The following is an 18542-nucleotide window of genomic DNA, read 5'->3' as shown; positions in this document are numbered from 1 at the left end:
GGAACACCGCCTTTTCGGCATCCCAGCTCAGGGTGCGGGCGGCTTCCAGCGCACGGCGCTTGAAGGTGTCGATCTGCCCGCGGGAGAGGCCGGCAAGCGTGGCCGCGACCGCGTCCGGCGAGGGGTCCGGGGCCAGAACGCCGAGATCGTGGGCACGCACGACCGCGGCCATTTCCGGCAGGTCGCTGACGCAGAGGGCAAGGCCCGCCATGATGTACTCGAACAGCTTGTTGGGCAGCACATACCGCATTTGCGGCGACAGGTCGCGATGGATGAAGATCCCGACGTCGCATTCGTTGGCGGCCGAGACCAGACCGGACAGCGGCACCGGGGGCTCGATGCGGACATGCGCCGCCGCCCCGGCCTCGGCGGCGAGGCCGCGCAGATGGTCGAGGTAGGCCGGTTCCCCGGGCCCCCGCAGCACCAGACGGCAGCGCCCGTCGAGACGGGCCGCGGCCTGGATCAGCAACTCCGGTTCGCGGACCGGAACCAACAGCCCGTGATAGAGCACCGTTACCGGATCGCCGCAGGGCCGGAACGGTTGGGCTTCATAGCCGGGCATGTTGCGGACCACCAGCGGTTCCGGCGCCAGCCGGTAATCGGCGGCGAGGCGCCGGGCGATGCCGGCGCTGACGGTGGTCACCGCGTCCGCGCGCCGCAGCAGGCGGCGCTGGATGCTGTCGACGTAGGGTCGGTAGAGCAGGTTCCAGGCCCGGTTGTCGGGATACTCGCCCAGCGCGTACTCGTGGCAGTCGGCGACCAGCCGGGCACCCCACCGCCGCGCCAGCCGATGCGCCAGGGGCAGGGTGAAGTGGTCGTTGGCGACCACCAGCTCGACGGCTTCTCCCTCCACGGCCCGCCACGCCGTGCGGTGGGCGGAGCGCAGCCAGTAGTAAGCCTCGGCGGCTTCATCCAGGACGCGCGCGCCGAACAGGCAGGCCAGGGCCGCCGCCCGGCGCAGCCGGCTCGGCGCGGCGGCCGGCGCCGGCACCTCGATCAGGCGGCAGCCCGCGGGTGGCGCGCCGGCGCCGCCGTAGCCGACCAGGGTGACCTGCCACCCGGCGTCGCGCAGGGCGCACGCTTGGCGGATGGCCCGCGGTTCGCCGCTGATCGGCGTGAAGGACAGGACAAGCGCGCGCCGCTGCCGATGATTTTGCATGGAGTCCTGCACACCCGCCTAGCGGAAGAGGCCCAGCCGGGTTCCCAGCCGCTTGGCGCGGATCATCACGCCGACGGCGCCGCGCCACCACAGGTTCTTGTCCAGGGACTGCTCATAGGAGGGATAATCCTCGAAACGCCGCGGGGGCGCCGCCATGATCTCCGCGAATTCCTCTTCGGTCAGGCCCAGCTTCTTCAGCACGAAGGCGCGGTCGTCACGCAGTTGGGCTTCGTCGATGGGCGGCTGCTGGATCTCGGCGAGCGCGCGTTCGCGCGTGATGAGCCCATTGTTGATCAGGCAGGACAGGTGCGAGCGGCGCTTGTCGAAGCCGAATTTGGTCGGAAGGATGTAGCCCTGGTAGAAGCGCGTGTAGATCGACTCGTAGTGCTTGCCACCGTAGTTCACCCACCCCAGTTCCCGCTGCATGGTTTCGATGGCGTCGAACTTGTTGTAATCGACGTAGTTCAGGATCTGGATGTCGCGCAGTCCTTTCAGCACCGGGAAACGGATGCGCAGGTCGAAGAACGAGTAGTGCGGATAGGTCTTGAGGCGGCGTCCGCCGAACATCCGGTTGACGGTGCGGATGTACTTCCAGTCCGTGTGCCCGTTCGACCACGCGACCGGGACCATCAGCTCGGTGACGAAGTTCGAGCCGCTGATGATGTACCGCACCCCTTCGCGGATCGCCAGGCGATACAGGGTGGCGACGATGGCGTGGTCGGTGGGGATCTCGGAATCGGGGGTCGAGGCCCTGAGGAACGCCACCTGGAGCCGCCGGAACTCCTCCCAGTCCAGCACCTCGGTGTGGAGGTCGATGCCAAGAATGCGGATGATGTTCTCGATGTTGCGGACGGCCGCTTCGGAATTCCAGCCATTGTCCAGATGCACGGCCAGCGGGCGAAGCCCGAGGTTTTTCACCAGATAAGCGACGTAGGTGCTGTCAACGCCGCCCGACAGGCCGATGATGCAGTCGTAACGCCGGCCTTTCCCTTCTTCCTTGATGCGCGCGACGATCTCGTCCAGGCGCCGCCGGCCGTCGGCGCCATGGTAGACGTAGTCGGCCACGACCGCATCGTAGCGGCGGCAGTGGTTGCACACCCCCTCGTCGTCGAAGACAATGGTGGGGTCGCTGCTGTCCATGATGCAGCGCGTGCAGATGCGATAGCTGGGCAGTCCGGGCTGGCGGTGGCTGGACAGCATCGCGGAGGAGCCGGGCAGCGGCGTTGCGCTCATGCCAGAGCCCTTTCGTAGGCCTGCAGCATGGTTCCTGCCTCATGCTCCCAGTTCAGGACTTTGGCGGTGGCCAGGGAATTGCGCTTGTAGGTGTCGATGCGCTCGCGGGTCAGGCTGTTGATGGCGTCGGCGATCGCCTGCGGCGCAATGCCGGGGACCAGGACGCCCAAGTCGTGCTCGCGTACGATCCGCGCCATCTCCGGCAGGTCGGCGACGCAGATGGCAAGCCCGGCGACGATGTATTCGAACAGCTTGTTGGGCAGCGTGAACCGCTTCTGCAAGGAGATGTCCTGCTGGACGAAGAAGCCGATGTCCGACTTGTTGGCTTCGGGCACCATGTCGTTGAACAGCACCGGCGGGTCGATGCGCACGCGGTCGGCGACCCCGTGTCCGGCCGCCAGGCTGCGCAGCGAGTCCAGATAATCCTCGGGGCCGGGGCCGCGGATCACGAAGCGGAACTCCGGCCGCCACAACGGCACGCTGGCGATGGTCTCCTCAAGGCCCCGCATCGGCGAGACGATGCCATGGTACAGGACCTCGATGGTCTCGCCGGTCGGCCGGAACGGCAGCTCGCGGTAGATGCTTGCGGAGCGGACGACCGAGGGGCGGTGCGGCAGCCCGTAGTCGCTTTGCAGGGCGTCGGCGATGCCGTCGCACACCGTGGTGACCACCGCCGCCTTGGGCAGGAAGCGCTTTTCCATGGAGCGGATCCACGGCCGGTCCCAGAAGCGCCAGGTGGAATCGTGCATGTACTGGCCGAAGGCGTATTCGTGGCAATCGACCGTGAACTTGCCGCCGGACAGTTCGGCCAACCGGGCGGCGATCGGCGCCGTGAAATAATCATGGGCGATCGCCAAGTCGCACCGCACGCCTTCCACCCAGGCGATGTGCTCGAAGATGCCGTCGTAGCCGGCGTGCTGCCAATAATAGTCCTCGGACAGAGCACCGCTCCATCGGCTCAGCAGCAGTTTCGCGCGGAGCATCCGGGCGTTCCTGAGGCCCGGCTCGTTCATGACATGGTCGACCGGGATGAAGCGCCAGTCGGGCGGTGCCGGTTGCCGTCCCTGGAGACCGGCGACGGTCACGGTCCAGCCGGCCTTGATCAAGGCCTGGGATTGCCGCAGCACGCGGGGTTCGTCCGTGACGGGGGTGAGCGAGATGATGCAGGCGGTGTGCGACATGGGGCCAGTCTGCCGATCAGGAATGGGACAGAATCCGCCGCGCGACGTCGCGCAGACGTTCGAACGCCGCATCGGGCAGCACCCGGCGGGCGATGGAGCGGGCCGGCGGAACGAGGGGGGCCACCAGCGTCAGGCCCACGAGCGCGCCGCCGCGCGCGATTCCGCGGACGCCGCGGCCCATATAACTGAGCGGCCGGTTTCTCAGCTCACGAGGCGCCTCTTTCAGAAATTTTATAATGGAAGTGGAGAAAATTCCACCATAAGCCGCCAGTTGACGCGCACTCGCATGCACTCGATGGAACAGGGCATAGCCTTTCCAGTAGAGTTGATACTTTCTTGTTTTGGAAATATCCCTTTCATCGGATGGGTAATCCCAGAACGTTTTGCGTTCCGCCTTCATGATCCCTTCGAATTCGGCATCCGTAATGCCGAGCTTTTTGACCACGAACTCCCGATCCTCGCGCTCCTGCTCTTCGCTGAGTGCCGGTTGCTGGATCTGCGCCAGTGCCTCGTCGCGTGTGATGCGCCCGTTTTTCACCAGACAGGACAGGTGCGAGCGCCGCTTGTCGAAGCCGAACTTCTTAGGGAGAATGTATCCCTGATAGAAGCGCGTGTAGATCGATTCGTAGTGCTTGCCGCCGTATGGAACCCACTGGAGTTCCTTCTTCATGATCTCCATCGCCTCCATCTTATTGAAGTCGATGTAGTTCAGGATCGGAAATCTCTGTATCTTCTTTACGTGGCGGTACCAGAAATTATGATCGTAGTAGTCATAATGCGGGTAGTTCTTGAGGTCGGTGCCGCCGAAGCTGTCGTTCAGGTTCTTGATGTAGCCCCAGTCGGAATGGCCGTGCGACCAGGTGGCTGGGACCATGATCTCGGTGACGACGTTGGAGCCGTCCATGATCCAGCGCACGTCGTGCTTGGCGGCGGTTTCGTACAGCGTCGCCACGATCGCGTGGTCGGTGGGGATCTCGGAATCCGGGGTGGAGGCGCGCAGGAAGGCGAGCTGAAGCCGGCGGAACTCCTCCCAGTCCAGGACCTTGGTGTAGAGGTCCAGGCCCAGGATGCTGACGATGTTCTCGATGTTGCGGACCGAGATCTCGGAGTTCCAGCCGTTGTCCAGGTGCACCGCCAGCGGCCGCAGCCCGAGTTTCTTGGTCAGATAGGCGACATAGGTGCTGTCGACGCCGCCCGACAGGCCGAGAATGCAGTCGTAGCGCTTGCCCTGCCCCTCGCGCTTGATCTGGGCGACGTACTTGGCAAGCTTTTGGCGCCCGATCGCGCCGGGGAACACTTCTTCCGCCACCCGCCGGTCGTAATCCCGGCAATGGTTGCACACGCCATGCTCGTCGAACTCGATCTCCGGGTCGGAGGAATCCATGATGCATTGCGTGCAGACGCGATAACTCGTCCGCTCGCGGAAGACGTTAGCTCCTTTTCGCTTCTCGGGATCGTATGACATGGCGCTTTGGCCCTTTGTTCAGCGTTGGATTGTTCCGGGGCGTGGAAATCGGGCGGGTGTTCAGTCGAACGCTTGCCGCAGCTTCGCTTCGTCCGGGAAGGTGACGAGGACGGCGCGATGCGGCCTCTGGAACACGAACAGGCTGCCGGCGGCGGCGGCGGAAGCTTTGCCCTCCTTCACCACGCGGGCAAGGTCGTCGACTCCGCTGGCTCCGCCGCAGGCGATCACCGGGATGTTGACCGCGGAGGCCACCGCCTCGGTCAGGGCGATGTCGTAGCCCTTGAAGGTGCCGTCCCGGTCAACGGAATTGACGATGATCTCACCGGCCCCGGCCTCCTCCATCTGCTTGGCGAAGGCTGCGGGATCGAGCGCCGTCTTGCGCGTGCCGCTGTGGGTGACGATGCGATAGCGCCCGAGCCAGTCCCGCTTCACGTCCAGGCACACGGCGACGCTCTGCGACCCATGGACGCGCGCCGCCTCGGTGACGAAGGCGGGGCTTTCGACCGCATGGGTGGCGATCACGACCTTCTCCGCCCCCAGGCCGAAGATCCGCTTGACGTCGTCCTGGCTGCGGATGCCGCCGCCATAGGCCAGGGGCATGAACGCCTCGCCGGCGATCTCCTCGATCAGCTTGAAGTTGGGGGAGCGCTTCTCGTTGGTGGCGGTGATGTCGAGCAGGACCAGCTCGTCCGCGCCCTTGTCGTTGAAGATCTTGACCGCGATCCGGGGGTCGCCGACGTACTTCGGCTCCTTGAACTGGACGGTCTTGTAGAGCAGGTCGCCCTTGAGCAGCAGGACCGGCATGACGCGCGGCCGATGCTTGCGCTTGGGAACGGTCGGGGGGATGGCGTCAAGCATGGTGGCGCACCGCTGCCGATCCGTCGTCACGGCCGGCCCATTTGGCGAAGTTGGTGAAAAGCTGCATGCCGAACTTGTGACTCTTCTCGGGGTGGCATTGGAAGCCGGCAATGTTGGCGCGCTGGAACGCCGCGGTGAACTCGATGTCTCCATACCAAGTCCGCATCAGCACGTCACCCGGATCGGCGCATTCGACCTTGTAGGTGTGGACGAAATAGAAGCGCGGGTCCTCCGGCAGGCCGGCGATCAGCGGGTCCGGCTTGCGCGGCGTCACGAAGTTCCAGCCGATATGGGGGAACTTCATGCCCTTCGCGGCCTCCTCGGCACCGGCGCGGAAGTGAACGGTGCGGGCGTCGATCCACCCCAGGCCCTCGCGCGTCCCCTCCTCGCTGGATCTGGTCATGAGCTGCATGCCCAGGCAGATGCCGAGGACCGGCACGCCGTCGCCCAGGACCCGCTGGTCGAGGACGCCGCGCAGACCCAGCCGCTCCAGGTTTTCCATGCCCTGGTCGAAGGCGCCGACCCCGGGGATGAGCAGCCGGTCGGCCTTGCCGATCTCACCCGGATCGCGCGAGATGGTCGCCGGGATGCCCAAGCGCTTGAACATGTTCCCGATCGAACCGATGTTGCCCATCTCGTAATCGACAATGACGATCATTCGCCACCTTCTTTCGTTGCCTTGGCCGGAGCTGTCCGGACCGACCGTCAATGCCTGCCCAGGCGCCAGATCAACCGTCCCAGCCAGCCGGCGGGCGCCGACCGGTCCAGGGCGCTGAGCAGGAACCGCGCCGTGCCCCGATCCCTGGGGTCCTCCGCGGTGAGCGCGGACAGGAAATAGGCGAGCCTGCCCCTGTCCTCCTCGGGCAGCGCCAGCAGCTTTGCGATCTCCACCGGATCCCGGCGGAGCTGTTCCTGCCGTGCCGCCAGGGCGCTTCGCTGGCCATCCAGCCTCGCCGCGGCCCCGTTCAGGGACGCGCTCATCGTGGCCAGCGACCGAAGATGGCCGATTTCAGGGGAATCCGGCGTGGCCGATCCCACGCATGGGATGTTCATTCCGTCGATCATCGCCACGCACTCACGGGCGGCCTGATGAAGCAGATGGATCTCGGCCGTCAATCCCCGCAGCACTTCGGCCTCCGGCACGGTCTCGTCCGGCGCCACCTCGGACGGTTCGCCCGATGTCGGCTGAAGCCGCGAGGTCGCCCGTGCCCGCGCGATCGTCTCGTGCAGATCCAGCCACTCGTCCGCCGCCGGTCCGGGACGCACCAGCGGTTCGACGGTCTGGGCGCGCATGAAGCGGGCCACACGATCGACCAGAGTCTCGCCCACGAATCCCACCTCGCGCTCCCGCTCGGTGATCGCCTCGGTGAGTTGGGCCACATGCAGGCTGCGCATCCGATGGAACGCCTCGGGAGCCATGCCCAAGCGCCGCGCGGGGCGCTTTTCCCGGATGTAGTCGAAGACCGTATTCACCAAATGGCTGTAACGAAAGCGGGGATTTTCGACCAGAATCCTGTAGGTGGCGTCAATCCGTCGCTGCGCGGCCTCTTCGTCCTTGATGATCTCGAAGACCTCATCAAGGTTCGATCCGTCTTTCTTCAGAGGGATATAGTGTTCGTAGGGCTTGAGCACCCCGAGATACTCGCCCTCCACCAGGATCTGGCCGCAGCCGCACATGGCCGCTTCCAGGATCCTCGGCGTGAAGCCAGGGAAAACGTGTTTGCCGTCCTCACCGGGAAAGCAAGCCGCCTCGACCTCTTCGAACGAGGCGCCGGGGTGGTCCGCCAGATACGCGTCGATCCGGTCGCAGATGTCGCCGTAGGGATCCCAGATGCTGAGCCCCCCTTCCGCGCCGACAACGTATTTGCAATTGCCGAGGAAACTGTACCAGTCGTCGCCGTAAAGGACGTCCTGCGGGTCCGTGGATATGTCCACCGGCAGGCCGCGGGCCTGCGCGGCCGCTTTGACCATTTCCGCCGCCTCGCCTTTGATGCGGGCGTGGCGGCCGCCCCGGAACGGGTACATGGTCACCCGCTGACCGACCAGACAGGAGCGCTCGGCGAAAGGCTTGGAGAAGGAGCGGAGCTGCGAAAGGCTGGTGTCGTCCACATACCCGCTCAGGACGCCGCGAACATCGCTGTGGCGCGTCGTCTTTGGATAGAGAAGCGATGAGAACTCCGGACGAACGGTGAAGAGGCCGACGCCTCCCATCTCGTCGAACCAGTCGTCCATCAGGCCGCTCTGGTTGGCGTCATCCTGGGGGAAAACGATCTTCACGGCATCGCTGTCCGCGAGAAAAGACCATTTTCTCTTTTCTTCATAGAATTTTTCGCGCGGCCGGAACGTGCAGATTCCAAGAGCCGTGCTTTCCAAAATCACCGCATCCCAATCGGTCTGACGGATGGCGGGCGTAATCGGATTGACAATCCGATGATACAGAAAATTGTTGTCCGGCGCATACCGCTCGAAACAGAAAATATATTCGGCTGAGCTGCGCCGCGCCCTTTCGAGATTTTCCAGATTGTGGAGAACCAAAATGTTCATGGTCATTTATATTCTCATTGCTCTGCGTTCGTCACGAAGCTCTGATCGATCATGCTGGCGGCGGCCGCACGGTCAGGCATCGACGCGGCAATCAGAAACAATGTTCATGATTTTCGGATATATGAGGTCGAAGTATATATCGTGGCCTTTTACGCTCAAATGCAGGCCGTCTTCAAGCAACAGATCGCTGAGACGGCTTGGGTTTCCTTCGGTGTAGGCGTCGAATCTGGGTCCGACGTCGTTGAGAACGACCTTCCCGCCAGCCGCGCTCGCGACGCGGCGGATCACCTCGTTGTAGGCTTTGTTGCTGTCTTCGTAGGTGATGCTGGTGCCGGGGAACGTCTCTTTCGTGCGCAGCGTCGGGTGATTGGTGTTGAGCAGCACATGCTTGGCCCCAAACCGGATGCCCCGCTCGATGATTTCCTCCAGGTTCGCTTCGAAGGCCTTGAGGCTCACGCGCGCGCCGCCCTTGTCGCTGAGCCAGTAATTGCAGTCGTTCATGCCGAACTGCACGAGCAGGATGTCAACCCCGTTGGACTGCACATCGTAAGGCATGCGTTCCAGGGCCTGGCGCGTCGTGTTGCCGTTGATCGATGCGTTCACGACCAAAACGCTGGAGCGTTGCCGTTCGTTCAGCTCGTCGATCTTCGCGGCGATCCGGCACACCCAACTGCGATGAATGGACACCCCTTGCCCCACGCAGATGGAATCCCCGAAAAACACCAAGCGGATCGGCTTCGGTGATTCATGGCTGGACATGGGCGTATCCTTTCTGTCGCGTCATCAGTAGTTGAGGTAATTTTCGTAGACGTTCTTTACCGGAACATCCATCACCTTTCGAGCAATCACTGTGATCTCGATAGGCTTCATCAGAAGTCGTCCAATAAAAGGATTGATCCCGGCGACCTCATCCTCATCTGGGAAGTGCTTTTGTATTCTGGCTGTCAGCCTTCTTCCAACGGATGGCACCTTGTTCCAGACGTCCTGCAAAATGGCGCTGCGGAACCCGTCGTAGTGGACGGCGCTCACCTTGAATCCATACTGATGCACAGTATCGACGAGCAGTTCTTTGTTGAAGCTGCGCAAGTGAGCATAGGGGAAGGGAAGGCCAAAGAACTTCGAGTAGTAAATCAGGCTTTCTTTGTAAGGAACGCGGATGGCCAATGTGCCGCCTTGCCGCAAAGCCCAATTGGCCGTCAGCATGAAATTGGAAACATTAAGGACGTGCTCAAGTATATCGGTTGCCGAAATTACGTCGAACTGGTTCTGAAAGGGGAGGTTTTCAGCGTTCGCCTGTACGGCTGCCACACTATAGGTATCCACAATATGCTTCAGCGACAGCCCTGCGATGTCCACGGCAGTCACGGATCGCGGCTTCCGGTTCAAGACATGCTTGATGAAGAAACCGCGGCCCGATCCGACGTCACAAACGTCCTTGTCGGCCACATCTCCCAGATTGGCGACAAAGCGCTTCGCCAGATGCTCGATATATACGTTTCCCTCGCTGGGCTTTTTGGAGTTCTTGTCAGCCAAAGTATCATAGATGCCGCGATACGAGGCGAATTGAGGGTCGTTGGCATCCTTGGTGCTCAGAAAAACTTGTACACCATCGTACTCTTCTTTTTTCCAGCCGCACCATGAGCATATATTCTGATCCGCATGGAACTCTTTGCGGCAATCCGGGCAAAGGTACATTTTTTTCAACCTATTTTGATCCGGGGGCAAGGATGGCGCCAGCAAACTCACCTGAGCCGCGCGCGTGCGGCGGCTCAGGAGCCAGACGCGGGTTCTCGCCTTAGGGGGTCGAACCGCTGCTTATGCTGAAGCACATAGCGGTCAATGGCCGCGGCATCGTCGGGAGACAGACGGGCTGCATCCCGCGACGGCGCGATGCTGAAGCCGGCGGGCAGCCGCTTACCCTCCACAGGGTAACCGAGGCGCATCCCGGCGGCGGCAAGTTCCCCTTCCGGATCGCCGCACAGATCTTCGTACCAGACCTCGGTGAAGCGCTCGGAGGCAAGCCGGCTTCCGGCCGCGGAAATCGCCTGCGCAAACTCGAACTGGTTCTCCACCACCTGTTCCCAATACGGCTTTCGGCGCAACGCATCGACGTTGGCGGGAGTGGCCGAATTCCAGACATCCGGCGTTCCCTGGACTACGTAACGAGCGTGGAGATCCGATTTCGCGCTGGCGGCGATGTCCCGGCGTATCCACAGAAAGCGCGCCTCGGGCAGCGCTTCAGCGATGCTGGAAATCCGGAAACAGTTCCAAGCGTTCTTGGTGACGACCGGCGTGCCGACGAGGATTTCGGCCGCAGCCATGACCGCATGCAAATGCCCGGCCTTCCCAGGAAGAACGGTCGCGCTCACGGTCTGCGAGGGGTGTCCGCCGCCAAACCAGTTGGCCATGACGGCAGATGCTTCCGACGGAGCGAAGAGGCCGCTGGTTTTGCCGAAGGCGCTCGTAAAGGACAGCTCCTTGATGCCCCGGCGCCCCGAGTGAAGCAGCAGACCCAACAGGGGCGTTGTGGAGAAATGAGAGTTTACGACATTTGAGAAGTATTGAAATCCGAAGTACTCAATTGACGCCTGATAGCAAATAGTGCTCCCCGTCCGCGGGGATCCTACAATGAAGAGCGGTTTTGGCGAATATCCGGCGATACCGTTTAATGCCTCGGCGATCATTTGGTCTTCGGCTTCGCGCATATCACTCATCCCCGCCGCCCTCATTCCGCACAACCTTCCATTCTGCTGGGTGCATGAAAACTCCCGGTTCGGATTTCGATCTGGGAGTAACCTTCAAACGAAAACTCCGAGACAAAAGGTCATAGCGGATTGCGGTCGAAGAATTGTCAGGGTCGTACTGTTTATATATTGCCGCTGAGAAAATAAATTCTCCGGAAGCAAGCTGGGTCTCATTATAATGCAGTCGGACTGATCGACGCTCTCCTTGACGGAGGACGAACTCATGGGGTTCACTGAGATGACGGCTGAGTGCAACGCCGTCCAGCATCATGAGAAGAACGACGAAGCGGCACTCAAAATGGCCGTCAAACTCCGCATAGAATTCTATCTCGATATCCAGAGGGCGTCCGGACTGAACGGTGCCCGTCACCACGCCGGCTTCGTTCAGAACCTCCACCCGCGCGATCTTCAGGCCCCGCTCAGCCGGCCAGCGCGATACCCGCTCCGCCCCGCTCATTGACGGGCCGGGCCCGCCGTCTGCCAGGAGCTTCATCATCTGATCGCGCTGCCAGGCGTGCGTCTCGTAATCCTTCTGCTCTGTCACCGACATCGGGACAGGCCCGGCCGGGCTGGCCGCCGCTGCGGCCTCGTGAGCCTTCCGCTGCTCTCTATAGGACAGTTCCTGGATGTATTCCTCGTAGGCCTTGACGATGTCCAGCGCCGATCCCGCCATACGCACCTGACCACGGTCGAGCCAGATTGCCTTCGAGCAGAATTGCAGGATCTGCGCGGTCGAGTGCGACACCAGCAGCAACGTGCAGCCGGAGGACGTCAGCTTCTCCATGCGGTGCGCCGACTTGCCGCTGAAATAGGCGTCGCCGGCGCCCAGCACCTCGTCCACGATCATGATGTCCGGCTTGATCGCGGTGGCGGCGGCGAACTGGACGCGGGCGTTCATGCCGAGCGAGTAGGTCTTCATCGGCTGGTGGAGGAAGTCCCCCAGTTCGACGAAATCGATGACGTCGGCCATCGCCTGCTCGAACTCGTCGCCGGTCAGGCCGTTGTAGTTCAGCGCCGACTTGATGTTCTCATAGCCCGAAAACTCGGGATGGAACCCCAGCCCCATCTGCATCAGGGCCTGGACGGTGCCGTTGACCTGGATCCGGCCGGCCGTCGGCGCGAAATTGCCGGTGATCAGCTTGAGCAGCGTGGTCTTGCCGGCACCGTTGCGGCCGATGATCCCGATCCGCTCCCCCCGCTCGACGGTGAGGTCCACCGATTTCAGCGCGTGGAATTCCTGGAAGGTCCGCCGCCGGCTCCGCGGCAGGAACCGGTACAGGCCCAGGCTGTCGAGCAGCTGCTCGCGCGGATTGCCGTAGAGACGGTAGATCTTGGAGACGCCGGACAGGACGATGGCCGGGTCGCCGCCCTCCGGCACGGCGTCCGGGCGGGCCGTACCCTCCGGCAAGGCGGGGGCGGATGTTTCAAGCATAGTCATAGAAAACCTGCTTGGCGCGCGTGCACACCGCGTAGCCGACAATGAAGAATCCCAAGCTGATGCCGGAACCGATGATAAGGACGTGCAACGGAGGGATCTGGTTGAGGATGATCAGGCTCTGGAAGCTGATTGCGAAGTAGTAGAGCGGGTTCAGGTACATGATCAGCGCCAACTGCGACGGAATCATGTCCGGCGTGTAGGCGATGGGCGTGATCGTCAGCAGCAGCATGGTTATGTAGTAGAGCAACTGCTGAATGTCGCGGATCAGCAGGGCCAGCAACGACAGCATCCAGCACAGGCCGACGGTGAACATGATCTGCATCACCATGACCAGCGGGATCAGCAGGGCGGTCACGGAAGGAGTGCTGAGCCCCAGATCGCCGGCCAGCAGGATCACCCCGCCGACCGGCATGCTGGCGCTGGCCACGAGCACCGCCCGCAAGGGAATGAGTTCCGCAGGGAACACCGTGTTCAACAGCAGCGCCCGGTTCGAGACCAGCGACAGCGTCCCCGCCGTCAGCGACGACGCGAACGCCAGGAAGGGAACCAGCCCGCAGAACACGTAAAGCACGTATTCCGCCACGGTCATGTTCGTCGGGCGCACACGGAAAATGACGGCATAGATCAGGGCGTACAGGGACAGCATCAGGAGCGGCCCCAGGCCGACCCAGATCGTCCCGAGCAGGGAGCCCGCATAGGCGCTCTTCAGGTCAACCAGGGTCGTCCGCCACAGAAGCCGACGATGGTGGGCGATCCTGCGGAAGGGCGCCAGGGCCTGTTCCACGAGCGACGCTTTGGACGGCACAGCCTCCGGGGTTCCGGTTCTATCCAGCAATGGCATGGCGAACGGCCTCGATGATCCGGGTTTGACAGTCCGGGGTCAGATAGGGGTGCATGGGCAGGCTCAAGACCTCCTCGGCCAGCCGGTCGCTGACGGGCAGGCCGTTGCCGGCAACCGGGTAGCCGCGATAGGCCGTCTGCCGGTGCAGCGGCTTGGGATAGTAGACGGCGGTCGGGATCCCGGCCTCCTTCAGGCGGGCGGCGACGGCGTCGCGCCGGCCGCCATCAATGCGCAGCGTGTACTGCGCCCACACCGAGACCATCCCTTCCGGCACCACCGGGACCACGGCCACGTCGGCCAGGGCCTCGCCGTAGCGGCGGGCCACGGCGTTGCGGGCTTCGATCTCGTCGGGGAAGATCTTCAGCTTTTCGATCAGCACGGCGGCCTGGATGGTGTCGAGCCGGCCGTTCACGCCGATGCGGACGTTGTCGTACTTGTCGCTGCCCTGGCCATGCACCCGCAGGCTGCGCAGCGTCGCGGCCAACTCGTCGTCGCCGGTGAAGATGGCGCCGCCGTCGCCGTAGCAGCCCAGGGGCTTGGCCGGGAAGAAGCTGGTGGTGGCGACGTCGCCGATGGTCCCCGACCGGCGGCCCTTGCAGACCGAGCCGAAGCCCTGCGCGGAATCGGCCATCAGCCACAGGCCGTGCGCCGCGCAGATCGCCTTTATGGCATCGTAGTCGGCCGGCAGGCCGAACAGGTCCACGGCAATGGCCGCGACGGGGCGCAGCCCTTCCCGCACGGCCCGGGCGATCCCCGCCTCCAGGCTGGCCGGTGCCATGTTGAAGGTGTCCGGCAGCACGTCCACGAACACCGGGGTGGCGCCGACCAAGGCGACCACCTCGGCGGTGGCGGCGAAGGTGAAGGACGGGCAGAACACTGCGTCGCCCGGCCCCACGCCCTTGGCCCGCAGCGGCAGCATCAGGGCGTCGGTGCCGTTGGAGCAGGAGATGACGTGCCGGGCGCCGCAGAACGCCGACAGGTCGGCCTCAAGCTGCTTGACCTCCGGCCCCATGATGTAGCCGCCATGGTCGATCACCCGCAGCACCGCCTCGTCGATCCGCGCGCCCAGACGCCGCCGCTGGGCGGCGAGGTCGATGAAGGCGATCAGCTCGGCCGCGGCCGACGGGTTGCTGTCCGGCATCACACCACCTCTTCCAACTGATCCTCGCCCACTTCGCGATAGCGGCGGCCGGAGGCCGGGCACACCAAATCCGGCCCCAGCCGTTCGCCGGTGTGGCTCATCCAGCCGATCCGCCGGGCCGGCACGCCAGTCATCAGCGCGAAGGCCGGGACGTCCCGGGTCACCACCGCGCCAGCGCCGATGAAGGCGTATTCGCCGACGGCCACGCCGCAGACGATGGTGCAGTTGGCCCCCAGCGTGGCGCCGCGGCGCACCAGCGTGTCGCGGTACTCGTTCTTGCGCGGCACTTCGGAGCGCGGGTTGTGGACGTTGGTGAAGACGCAGGACGGGCCGCAGAAGACACCGTCCTCCAGCGTGACGTTGTCGTAGACCGACACGTTGTTCTGGATCTTCACCGTGTTGCCGATGCGCACCGCGTTGCCGATGAACACGTTCTGCCCGAGCGAGCAGTCCGCGCCGATGACGGCGCCGCCGCACACATGGGTCCAATGCCAGATCCGCGTGCCCGCGCCGATGCGGGCCCCTTCATCGACGATCGCGGTCTGGTGAGCGGTCCAGCCCTGCCCGGTCGGGGTGCCGCTCATCACAAGGCCCCGGCTTGGGCCAGCCCCGGCAGCCGGGCGCAGAAGGGATGGTAGTCCCCGCGCAGCCCGACGGGGCGCGCCTGGCGGATTTCGAACACCGTTTCGATGGCGGTGCGGGCGTCGTCCAGGCCGTGGCCGTTGCCTTTCAGGATGTCGGCGTAGGTGGTGGTGTGCAGGTCGGTGAAGCCCTCGCTGAACTCCAGCTCTTCGCCATCGATGAGGATCGAGCGGTAGGTCCGCTTGCCCGCCGCCTTGGCCTGTTCCGGCAGGTGGTCGGCGTTGATGGACAGGAACCAGCGCACCCGCGCCCGCTCGAACTCCAGATAGCCGGCCGCGACGTCGCGCTCGTGCACATGCACCACGCTTTCGCGGCGCGGCCCGAACACCCAGGCGAGCATGTCGAAGAAATGGACGCCGATGTTGGTGGCGATGCCGCCCGACCGCTCGACGGCCCCCTTCCAGCTCACGTAGTACCAGTGGCCGCGCGACGTCAGATAGGTCAGATCGACGTCGAACACCTTGTCCGGGGGAGCGGCGGCGATCTTGTCGCGCAGGGCCTTGATGGCGTCATGGTGGCGAAGCTGCAGGATGTTGTAGATGCGGCAGCCGGATTCGGACTCGATTTCGGACAGGGCATCGACGTTCCACGGGTTCAGCACCAGCGGCTTTTCGCAGATGGCGTGCGCCCCGCTGCGCAGGGCGAAGCGGATGTGGGCGTCGTGCAGATAGTTGGGCGAGCAGATCGCCACGTAATCGACGGGCTCGCTCTTGCGCCGCAGCATATCGATGTGGCGGTCAAAGCGTTCGAACTCGGTGAAGAAGTCGGCTTCGGGAAAATAGCTGTCGATGACGCCGACGTTATCGTTGGGGTCGAGCACCGCGGCCAGCACATTGCAAGTGTCCTTGATCGCCTTCATATGGCGCGGCGCGATGTAGCCGGCAGCACCGATCAGTGCGAAACGTTTCATGGTATGAGTCTTCCCGTTTCCCGAAGGTGGCCCGGATCTCTCCGGTTCCGAACGATGTCGGCTGCGCGGCCATGCTACCGCGGTCCGGGTGAAGTCACCCGGACCGCGGTGGTTGCGACAGACGCCTCCAGAGCCGGGCCAAGGCCGCCGGAAGCGGGGTCCGGGTCAGCCGGCCCGGACCTTCGAAACTGGCAGTTCCGCCCGCACCTCGCAGCCGAGCAGAGTCAAAAGGACGCGCACACGCTCGCTGTCGGCCAGGCTCTCCAGCCGGCCGGCGAGTTCGGCGAACGGGCCGGTCTTGATCCGCACCGCGTCGCCGGGCGCCAGCGGTGGGACGGCCGGGGCTTCCGGCTCGATCGGCCCCTGCGCTTCGCGGACCCGCAAGGTCTCGATCAGCTCGTCGGGGATCCGGGCCGGGCGGTCGCCGTGCCGCAGCAGATCGACGACGCCGACGGTGGACAGGATGGGCCGCCAGCGGGCCGTCAGCAGATCCAGGGCCACGAACAGGTAGCGCGGGAAGAGCGGGCAATACACCGTCTCCTGCCGGCGCGCGTGCCGGCGCGTGGTCCGGTAGCGCGGCAGATAGGTCGCGAAGCCCTGGCGCTGCAAATGGCTGACGGCGTTCGCCTCGGCGGCGGGATGGGTGAACACCACGAACCAGCCGGTCATGCCGCCGCCTCCTTCCGCAGGGAGGCGACGGCAACCCCGAGCAGCCGGGGCACGAACACATGCCGCTCGCCCAGACCGGCGGCGTATGCCAGATCCAGCGCGCCGCGACCATGTCGGCCGGGGCCCGCATGCCGGTCACCAGGATCGCGTCGAAGGCGGGCGGAACCGCGACCACCGGGCGGCCGGCGCAGTGCGCCCCCACCGCCGCGGCATCGACGACCGCCACGATCTCCACTCCCGCCTCCGTGGAACTCAGCACCGCGATTTCGGCAAGGTCGCTGCTGCCCAGCAGGACGACGCGGTTCCAGCCGCTGCGCCGGCACTCCGTCAGCAGCTCACTGCACTGCGTTCGGGCCGTGCGGAAGAAGGCCAGGGAAATCGCAAGGTACTCGGCCGTCAGCCGGCCCTTCTCGGCGAAACCGGTGGGCGTCAAGTAATAGGCGTAGCGGTTCAGGGGCACCGAGCCGATCTTGACCAGCCCCTTGCGCACGCACCGGCGCAGATAGGTGTTGGCGAGACCGAGGGCGATCCCAAGCTCGCTGGCAAGCCCGCGCTGGGTGAGATGGCTGTCGCGTTCGACGGCCTCCAGCACTCCGAGCACAATGCGAATGTTTCGATCGTCGTTCACGCGGGGCTGCACGGGCCATCATATCCGGTTGGTCGGCTTGCCGGCCGCAGGCTGACCTTCGTCGGAGTGGTGTACCCCGTTCACGCCGTGAACGTCAACCGCGTTCACGGCGTGAACGCGATGTCGCAGCCCCAGTGGAACGGCGGCGGCCTATCGCCTGACGTTGCGGACGGTATTCGGGACGCCGCGAACCAGAGAGGGTTGGCAGGACGGCCCCCATGCTATAAACCGCGCCCTACGGAAATGGTCGAAGCATAGCTGGAGGCACTATGAGCCACGGGCGCAACATATCGGTCATCCACCCCGGACTCCGAGATCCCCACCGACCACGCCATCGTCGCCACCCTGTACCGCACCGCGATTCGCGAGAAGGTGCGGTACATCATCAGCGGCTCGAACTTCGTCACCGAGATGATGGTTCCTGCGGCGTGGTCGAACGGCCATACGGATTGGAAATACATCCGTACCGTCAACCGGATGTTTTCCGGGCACCGGCTCCGGACATTTCCGCATTACACGTTCTTCGACCTGCGCATCCGCTTCCCGGTCCTGAAAGGTATTCGGGACATCCAAATCCTGAATTATGGCGATTATGACAAGTTCAAGGCCATGGAAACCATGCAGCGGGAACTTGGTTGGGTGAATTACGGCGGCAAGCATTACGAATCGATCTATACCCGCTTCTACCAAGGCTACATTCTTCCGGCCAAGTTCGGCTTCGATAAGCGTCGCTCCCACCTATCGTGCTTGATCAACGACGGCCGCATCACGCGGGATCAAGCCCTGGCCGAGATCCAGCGCCCCCCTTGATGAGGAGCAGGTGCGCCACGACCGGGTCTTTGTGCTGAAAAAACTGGGCCTCACCGAAGAGGAGTTCGCCGGGATCATGGCCGCCCCGCCCCTGCGTTTCGAGGACTATCCTTCCTACCAGCGTTCCTTCGACCATAACCCCTGGTGGCGCGCCGCGATGGATGTGATGATCCGTACCAAACGGCTCGGGATCCGGTTCGGTCTTTTCCGGCGGAGCGCGTGACATCGTGAAGAGCCGTCATGCGGGGAGCGGACTCTCCCAACCGCAGACCGGCGCCT

19 protein-coding genes and 1 pseudogene are annotated in these 18542 nt (G+C 64.0%); 3 read left to right on the top strand and 17 right to left on the bottom strand.

All coding sequences use genetic code 11. From position 1 onward, the window contains the following. The 16 genes from ABD056_RS20810 to nusG form a co-directional block, all read right to left on the bottom strand. A partial coding sequence (locus ABD056_RS20810) for a glycosyltransferase (protein WP_343869923.1) occupies positions 1 to 1159 on the bottom strand: 1159 nt, incomplete at its 3' end. Between the two features lie 18 nt (positions 1160 to 1177). Then, positions 1178 to 2392, bottom strand: coding sequence for an N-acetyl sugar amidotransferase (locus tag ABD056_RS20805; protein ID WP_343869921.1), 1215 nt, complete (start codon positions 2390 to 2392; stop codon positions 1178 to 1180). Beyond that, positions 2389 to 3573, bottom strand: a complete 1185-nt coding sequence (locus ABD056_RS20800; RefSeq protein WP_343869920.1) for a glycosyltransferase — start codon at positions 3571 to 3573, stop codon at positions 2389 to 2391. The genes ABD056_RS20805 and ABD056_RS20800 overlap by 4 nt, the downstream gene beginning before the upstream one ends. A 16-nt stretch (positions 3574 to 3589) precedes the next feature. Beyond that, a complete protein-coding gene (locus ABD056_RS20795) occupies positions 3590 to 5038 on the bottom strand; it encodes an N-acetyl sugar amidotransferase (protein ID WP_343869919.1) in 1449 nt (482 codons plus the stop codon). Between the two features lie 60 nt (positions 5039 to 5098). Further along, a complete protein-coding gene (locus ABD056_RS20790) occupies positions 5099 to 5896 on the bottom strand; it encodes an AglZ/HisF2 family acetamidino modification protein (protein ID WP_343869918.1) in 798 nt (265 codons plus the stop codon). Then, complete coding sequence (gene hisH / locus ABD056_RS20785; RefSeq protein WP_343869915.1) at positions 5889 to 6554, bottom strand: imidazole glycerol phosphate synthase subunit HisH; 666 nt, start codon at positions 6552 to 6554, stop codon at positions 5889 to 5891. Before hisH ends, ABD056_RS20790 begins: the two co-directional genes overlap by 8 nt. A gap of 47 nt (positions 6555 to 6601) precedes the next feature. Beyond that, entirely contained in the window at positions 6602 to 8446 is a 1845-nt protein-coding gene (locus tag ABD056_RS20780; protein WP_343869914.1) for a hypothetical protein, read from the bottom strand. A gap of 66 nt (positions 8447 to 8512) precedes the next feature. Further along, the gene (locus ABD056_RS20775) at positions 8513 to 9199 is read right to left on the bottom strand and encodes an SGNH/GDSL hydrolase family protein (RefSeq protein ID WP_343869912.1); all 687 of its coding nucleotides are present in this window, start codon (positions 9197 to 9199) and stop codon (positions 8513 to 8515) included. A 24-nt stretch (positions 9200 to 9223) separates the two neighbouring features. Next, on the bottom strand, positions 9224 to 10135 hold the full coding sequence (locus ABD056_RS20770; RefSeq protein WP_343869911.1) for a class I SAM-dependent methyltransferase: 912 nt from the start codon (positions 10133 to 10135) through the stop codon (positions 9224 to 9226). Positions 10136 to 10209: 74 nt separating this feature from the next. Continuing rightward, positions 10210 to 11145, bottom strand: a complete 936-nt coding sequence (locus tag ABD056_RS20765; RefSeq protein WP_343869910.1) for a sulfotransferase — start codon at positions 11143 to 11145, stop codon at positions 10210 to 10212. Between the two features lies 1 nt (position 11146). Further along, positions 11147 to 12622 (bottom strand): ABC transporter ATP-binding protein, encoded by a 1476-nt coding sequence (locus ABD056_RS20760; RefSeq protein ID WP_343869909.1) that lies wholly within the window; start codon positions 12620 to 12622, stop codon positions 11147 to 11149. After that, positions 12609 to 13463, bottom strand: coding sequence for an ABC transporter permease (locus ABD056_RS20755; RefSeq protein WP_343869907.1), 855 nt, complete (start codon positions 13461 to 13463; stop codon positions 12609 to 12611). The genes ABD056_RS20760 and ABD056_RS20755 overlap by 14 nt, the downstream gene beginning before the upstream one ends. Further along, a complete protein-coding gene (locus ABD056_RS20750) occupies positions 13447 to 14604 on the bottom strand; it encodes a DegT/DnrJ/EryC1/StrS family aminotransferase (RefSeq protein WP_343869906.1) in 1158 nt (385 codons plus the stop codon). Before ABD056_RS20750 ends, ABD056_RS20755 begins: the two co-directional genes overlap by 17 nt. Next, positions 14604 to 15188, bottom strand: coding sequence for an acyltransferase (locus ABD056_RS20745; RefSeq protein ID WP_343869904.1), 585 nt, complete (start codon positions 15186 to 15188; stop codon positions 14604 to 14606). The genes ABD056_RS20750 and ABD056_RS20745 overlap by 1 nt, the downstream gene beginning before the upstream one ends. Next, positions 15188 to 16156, bottom strand: coding sequence for a Gfo/Idh/MocA family protein (locus ABD056_RS20740; RefSeq protein WP_343869903.1), 969 nt, complete (start codon positions 16154 to 16156; stop codon positions 15188 to 15190). Before ABD056_RS20740 ends, ABD056_RS20745 begins: the two co-directional genes overlap by 1 nt. Before the next feature lie 165 nt (positions 16157 to 16321). After that, complete coding sequence (gene nusG / locus ABD056_RS20735) at positions 16322 to 16825, bottom strand: transcription termination/antitermination protein NusG (RefSeq protein ID WP_343869901.1); 504 nt, start codon at positions 16823 to 16825, stop codon at positions 16322 to 16324. Between the two features lie 59 nt (positions 16826 to 16884). On the opposite strand from nusG, the gene ABD056_RS20730 reads away from it, so the two are divergent. Further along, the gene (locus ABD056_RS20730; protein ID WP_343869900.1) at positions 16885 to 17262 is read left to right on the top strand and encodes a hypothetical protein; all 378 of its coding nucleotides are present in this window, start codon (positions 16885 to 16887) and stop codon (positions 17260 to 17262) included. A gap of 92 nt (positions 17263 to 17354) precedes the next feature. Here ABD056_RS20730 and ABD056_RS22940 read toward each other — a convergent pair. After that, positions 17355 to 17417 (bottom strand): annotated as a pseudogene (locus ABD056_RS22940) (hypothetical protein); the annotation flags it as partial. Between the two features lie 408 nt (positions 17418 to 17825). Between ABD056_RS22940 and ABD056_RS20725 the strand changes: the two are divergent. Continuing rightward, positions 17826 to 18263, top strand: coding sequence for an adenine nucleotide alpha hydrolase family protein (locus ABD056_RS20725; RefSeq protein ID WP_343869897.1), 438 nt, complete (start codon positions 17826 to 17828; stop codon positions 18261 to 18263). 10 nt (positions 18264 to 18273) lie between these two features. After that, complete coding sequence (locus tag ABD056_RS20720) at positions 18274 to 18486, top strand: hypothetical protein (RefSeq protein WP_343869895.1); 213 nt, start codon at positions 18274 to 18276, stop codon at positions 18484 to 18486. The last annotated feature ends 56 nt before the right edge of the window (positions 18487 to 18542 follow it).

The organism is Caenispirillum bisanense (assembly GCF_039523075.1).
In the GTDB taxonomy this organism is placed as follows: Bacteria; Pseudomonadota; Alphaproteobacteria; order Rhodospirillales; family Rhodospirillaceae; genus Caenispirillum; species Caenispirillum bisanense.
This window is presented reverse-complemented; position numbering and strand designations above follow the sequence as displayed.

What these genes read in the sequence shown, in the direction of transcription:
- ABD056_RS20805 (WP_343869921.1), bottom strand. Translation starts at nt 2,392, where the DNA reads ATGAGCGCAACGCCGCTGCCCGGCTCCTCCGCGATGCTGTCCAGCCAC.
- ABD056_RS20800 (WP_343869920.1), bottom strand. Translation starts at nt 3,573, where the DNA reads ATGTCGCACACCGCCTGCATCATCTCGCTCACCCCCGTCACGGACGAA.
- ABD056_RS20795 (WP_343869919.1), bottom strand. Translation starts at nt 5,038, where the DNA reads ATGTCATACGATCCCGAGAAGCGAAAAGGAGCTAACGTCTTCCGCGAG.
- ABD056_RS20790 (WP_343869918.1), bottom strand. Translation starts at nt 5,896, where the DNA reads ATGCTTGACGCCATCCCCCCGACCGTTCCCAAGCGCAAGCATCGGCCG.
- hisH (WP_343869915.1), bottom strand. Translation starts at nt 6,554, where the DNA reads ATGATCGTCATTGTCGATTACGAGATGGGCAACATCGGTTCGATCGGG.
- ABD056_RS20780 (WP_343869914.1), bottom strand. Translation starts at nt 8,446, where the DNA reads ATGACCATGAACATTTTGGTTCTCCACAATCTGGAAAATCTCGAAAGG.
- ABD056_RS20775 (WP_343869912.1), bottom strand. Translation starts at nt 9,199, where the DNA reads ATGTCCAGCCATGAATCACCGAAGCCGATCCGCTTGGTGTTTTTCGGG.
- ABD056_RS20770 (WP_343869911.1), bottom strand. Translation starts at nt 10,135, where the DNA reads ATGTACCTTTGCCCGGATTGCCGCAAAGAGTTCCATGCGGATCAGAAT.
- ABD056_RS20765 (WP_343869910.1), bottom strand. Translation starts at nt 11,145, where the DNA reads ATGCGCGAAGCCGAAGACCAAATGATCGCCGAGGCATTAAACGGTATC.
- ABD056_RS20760 (WP_343869909.1), bottom strand. Translation starts at nt 12,622, where the DNA reads ATGACTATGCTTGAAACATCCGCCCCCGCCTTGCCGGAGGGTACGGCC.
- ABD056_RS20755 (WP_343869907.1), bottom strand. Translation starts at nt 13,463, where the DNA reads ATGCCATTGCTGGATAGAACCGGAACCCCGGAGGCTGTGCCGTCCAAA.
- ABD056_RS20750 (WP_343869906.1), bottom strand. Translation starts at nt 14,604, where the DNA reads ATGCCGGACAGCAACCCGTCGGCCGCGGCCGAGCTGATCGCCTTCATC.
- ABD056_RS20745 (WP_343869904.1), bottom strand. Translation starts at nt 15,188, where the DNA reads ATGAGCGGCACCCCGACCGGGCAGGGCTGGACCGCTCACCAGACCGCG.
- ABD056_RS20740 (WP_343869903.1), bottom strand. Translation starts at nt 16,156, where the DNA reads ATGAAACGTTTCGCACTGATCGGTGCTGCCGGCTACATCGCGCCGCGC.
- nusG (WP_343869901.1), bottom strand. Translation starts at nt 16,825, where the DNA reads ATGACCGGCTGGTTCGTGGTGTTCACCCATCCCGCCGCCGAGGCGAAC.
- ABD056_RS20730 (WP_343869900.1), top strand. Translation starts at nt 16,885, where the DNA reads ATGCCGCTCGCCCAGACCGGCGGCGTATGCCAGATCCAGCGCGCCGCG.